This is a genomic window from Streptomyces sp. NPDC043854 (assembly GCF_056436005.1).
Window position 1 is genome coordinate 1 of the sequence record NZ_JBWKDK010000116.1, and the last position, 4,366, is coordinate 4,366.

Consider the following 4,366-nt stretch of genomic DNA (forward strand, 5'->3'; position numbering starts at 1 on the left):
ACCACCCCGAGACCCGCAGACCCCCTTCGCAACCTACCTTCAACACCCCAGCTCACCGAGCCGCCGACACCGCAACCACCCACCCCCCAGCGACAGTCGACAACCCACTCAGCCAAATCGATACTCATCAGGTGGTGAACTCGCCCACCCACGTGCGCTTGAGCAGGTGCTTGGGCAGGTACTCGGACTCCACGTCGATCGGGAAGCCCGCGTCATAGGCGAGGCAGGCCATCGCGAGCGGGCCGACCGCGACGAGTCCGCGGGCGTCGCGCGCGAGGCCTTCGTCGGCGGTCCAGAACTGCTTGTGCAGCGTGAGGGCGTTGACGAGGGAGCGGTTGAACTGATCGTGATCGCCGGTGACGAAGCGGTGGAAGAGGTCCACGACCGGCCACAGGATCTTCGTGGTCGTCTCCGGTCCGGCGATCGGAGCGGCCTCCGGAGCCAGTCCCTCGGCAGCCTGGAGGAGCTGGTCGCCGAGGTCCGGACGGCTCAGCCAGTACGACCGGAGAGCCTCCAGCCACGGGTGGATGTAAGCGTCGAACTCGGCTCCGGATGCCTGCAGCAGGGACGGCTCGATCTCGCAGAGCGCGTTCAACCGTGCCTTGTCGCGGCAAATCACCGACAGGTAAAAGACGTTGATCCAGGTCCCGGCGTTCACCCAGGACCTCGGCCCGGAAGCGGGCAGGGATCGCATCTCGTGGTGGATGAGGCATTCGACGCTCTCGGAGGTCGTGGCGGCCGCCGCGAACATCGCGGAACCGGACTGCATGGCGACCACCCACGCCTCCCACGTCTCAAGCCACCCCGCCGCGGGGTCCGGCACGCTCCGCTCCTGGGCGAGGAGCAGGGCATCGGACATGGCGTCGGCGATTGCTTCGGGCGCCTCCTGCAGGTCTTCCAGCGCCCACACGACGCCCTCGCTGAGTACGGGGTCACGCCCCGGGAGGTCATCACGGAGGAATTCATGACGCGGAACAGAGAGCGCCACTAGCGTCCTCCTCGGTAGAGATCGAAGTAACTCAGTTCGGATCCAGCATAAGTCCCAGTGTGTTTGTTGGCTTGAACCATCACATACTGGACATTTTTCCTACGGAGAGCCCGGATCATTTGGTCCGCGATCTTCTTGTCCTCGCCGCCTCGGGCCTTCATTTCCTCGAGGATCGTGCGGACGTACTCGATCGTCCCCTGCTTGACCTTCACATTGGCGTAAGGGCCGACGCCCTGGCGCCACTTGAGCTCTCCACCGGGCGCCTTGGCCTCGACGATGAGGAAGTCACCCATGCCGTTGTCGAGGCGGTACAGCTGGTCGAACCTCCGCGCACCGTGGCCGGTGTCCATGAGGTCGATCCACTTGGGATGGCTGAACTCGGCTGGAATGACGTGCAACTTAGCCGCACCCTCACCGAGTGCCTCGCCGACCTTGGTGTTGTTGGGGACGTCGCCCATGGCTTCCTTGGCGGCATCGAGCTTCTCAAGGTTTTCAGCGGTCTTGGACTTATCGTACGCCCGCTGTGCGTCACCGAGCTCCAGGTACTTCTGATGGGTGTCGGCCAGCGCGTCGAGCTTCGGAGTGACGTGCGTCTGCACGGAGCTCACATCGACCGGCTTCGAGGGGAGGCGGTAGTACTCGCGGTCCGCGGAAGGGAGGTCATCGGTCGCCAGCCACTTCGAGTCGGTTCCCTCCTTCAGCTTCGGCAGCCGCTGCCCGTCGACGATCCTGTCAGCGTCGAGTCGGTGGCCTCGCGTGGCTTCGTAGTGCTGCAGCCGCCATGCCTCGTTCTCGTTGGCCAGCCGTACGTGCTCGTCATGCCAGTACTTCGCCTGCTCGGGCGTCCGGTCGACCCACTCGGTGCTGCCCTCTCCGTAGCGGAGGTCCCCCGGCTGGTGAGGGCCGGTGTCGGGGGTGTCGTTGCCGGCGCGGGTTGCGTCTTCCACGCCGCCCGTACCGGGGTTGTCCAGGAGGCTGCCCGTGCCGGGGCCGCCCGGGTGGGTGCCGCCCGTGCCCGGGGTGTCGCCGTGGCCGCCCGCGCCATGGTCGGCTGCGTGCGTGCCGGTCGTGCCCTGGTCAGCCGCATGCGTGCCAGCCGTGGACGGGCTGTCCGGGCGGGGGCCGCCGCGGGGGGTGGGGTTCAGGTCGTTGCGCGGCATGTGGTCCGGAGCGTGGCCGCCGGGGCTGGTGTCCGGCCGGGGACCCGAGGTGTGATCGCCAGCGGTGCGGAGGGGGTCGGATATGTCGGAGCCCAAGCGGATGGCGTCGCCGCCCCGGCCGCCTGCGGCGACGCCAGCCAGGACGCGGCCCTCTGCCTTGACCGTGGCCGGGGTGTCCGTCTTCGGAGTGTCCGTCTTCGGGGTTCCCGTGCCGTCCGGTGTGCCCGGGGTCTTCTCGACCTTGGCCTGGTCGCCGCGCTGAAGGATGCTGCCGTCTTCCTTGTAGAGGTTGCCGGCCTCGTCCATGTACTTCGCCGGCCCGTCGAAGGGCAGTTTGACCGTGCCGGGGGGCAGCGTGGCCGTGCCCTCGGGGAGTTTGATGGTGTTGTCCGGGAGTTTGATCGCGCCCTCGGGCACGGAAGAGCCCGGAGGGAGTTGGATCGCCCCGTCCGGCAGGGCTTTCGCGCCTTCCGGAAGGGCCACCGCGCCGTCGATGTTGATCTTTGGGATCTCGCCCTTGCCCATGCCGCGCAGGGCGGCCATCACATCGCCGACCTTCGAGACGCTGGCGCCTGCGCCCTTGAAGATGTACGTCATCGGGTCGATGGCCTTGCCCGTCTTGCTGGCGAAGGAGAGGGCCTTGGCGACCGCGCCGGCCTTGCCCGCGCCGGAGACCGCCCCGCCGCTGCCGCCGGTGCAGACGGTGGTGATCACGTTGAAGACGACCGCGCCCGCGGCGCGGGAGGGGTTCGAACTCCACTGGTCCCAGGCCAGCATCGCCTTGCCGGTCTCCTTCATGGCCGTACGCGACTCGCGCAGCCAGGAGGGCAGTTTGTCGGCGGGGGCGGCCAGGAACAGCGGGCCCACACCCGGTATCGACGTGATCGCGCCGGCGGTGGACAGTTTGGCCAGGCCTGTCCAGGAGGCTTTGAAGGTGTCCCAGCCGTCGAGTCCGACGAGGCCGCCGAGACCTCCGAGGGTGCCGCCGACGCCGTCGACGACGATCCCGGTGCCGAAGTCCCAGACGTGCTCCCACACCTGCCAGGCGGGAACGGACTCCTCCACCGCATCACCCCAGGGCAGGGACTTCGCCTGCTTGAGGGCCTCGGCGTCATAGCCGTACATGCCCGGGGCGTGGGAGCCGTCGTCCTTGATCAGCGCGTGCCCGCCGACGAGTGCGACGATCTTGGCGTGCGCGGCGCGCTCCACGTCGTGGAACTGGGACCAGACCTCGGCGATCGCGTTGCGGCGTTCGAGGTTCTGGTCGGTCAGATCGCCGTCCTCGTTCCACTTCTCGTCCCCCGCCACCTTCGCGCGAAACGATTCTGCTTCTGCCTTCAGCGTCTTCAGCCGGTTCACCAGCGGCTCGGCGTCACGGGCGTACGTACCCAGCGCACCCGCGATGGTGCACATGTCCGAGCTCAGCTTCAGGCCGAAATCGGAGACGGGTTTGGTCGTCGCGAACAGCTGGTCCGCCTCGGGCGCCTGGTAGAAGGCCTGAAGACCGCCGAAGCTGGTGTGGACGTCACTCGCCTTCGCCGCGACCGCGGCCCCGCCCGACGAGATCGCCTTGATCTCCTTGTCCAGCTGCGCCAGGTCGCCCGTGAAGACGGGCACCTCTGCCGGGTCGACCGGCGCGTTCCCGCTCACTTCGCACCGCCCGGCCGTTCGCGCAGGATCTGCAGGTTGACGGCCCTGGCCGCGTCCTGGGCCTGCTTGGCCTGGTCCAGGTCCCCTTCGAGGTACTCGTTCGTCGCCTTCGCCGCACCCAGAACGCAGGCCTCGATCCGCTCGGCCACGGATGTCATTTCCTTCTGACGCTTCTCCAGGTACTCCCCCAGAGCAGCCGCTACCGGCCCCGTCGCCTTCCGCCCCAGGTACGGAGAAGCGGACACCCCCGGCGCCACCGGACCCCGCGACCCCACTTCTGCCGCCGACCCGGGCACGGCCGTACCCGCGAACTGGGCCGCGCGCCCCATGGAGCCGATCAGGGCTTCCAGAGCCCTCTGCAGCTCGCCGGCATTACCGCCGACGGTCCTCAGCTGTCCCTGCACACCCTGCGGCCTGATATCCCACGACGTCATCTATGTCCCTTGCAGCCCAACTGTTCGCTCGCGGCCTGTTCAGCCGATGTTGTCGACCGCGGCCTTCGCGCGCGACTGCGTCTGGCGCGCCGTCGCGTCGTTCTTCTCCAGCGTCGAGCGCAGCAGCTTGATGA

3 protein-coding genes are annotated in these 4,366 nt (G+C 68.1%); all 3 read right to left on the reverse strand.

The annotated features are described in order from the left end of the window. Positions 1-127 precede the first annotated feature (127 nt). From AC068A_RS37115 to AC068A_RS37125, 3 genes are read right to left on the reverse strand one after another with little or no spacing between them, the layout of a single operon-like run. Positions 128-988 carry an immunity 49 family protein gene (locus AC068A_RS37115; RefSeq protein WP_478590706.1) on the reverse strand — a complete coding sequence of 287 codons (861 nt, stop codon included), beginning with the start codon at positions 986-988 and terminating at the stop codon, positions 128-130. Then, positions 988-3,798: a hypothetical protein gene (locus AC068A_RS37120; protein ID WP_478590707.1), complete on the reverse strand. Its 2,811-nt coding sequence runs from the start codon at positions 3,796-3,798 to the stop codon at positions 988-990. The genes AC068A_RS37115 and AC068A_RS37120 overlap by 1 nt, the downstream gene beginning before the upstream one ends. Then, positions 3,795-4,232, reverse strand: a complete 438-nt coding sequence (locus AC068A_RS37125) for a DUF6507 family protein (protein ID WP_478590708.1) — start codon at positions 4,230-4,232, stop codon at positions 3,795-3,797. Before AC068A_RS37125 ends, AC068A_RS37120 begins: the two co-directional genes overlap by 4 nt. Positions 4,233-4,366 lie beyond the last annotated feature (134 nt).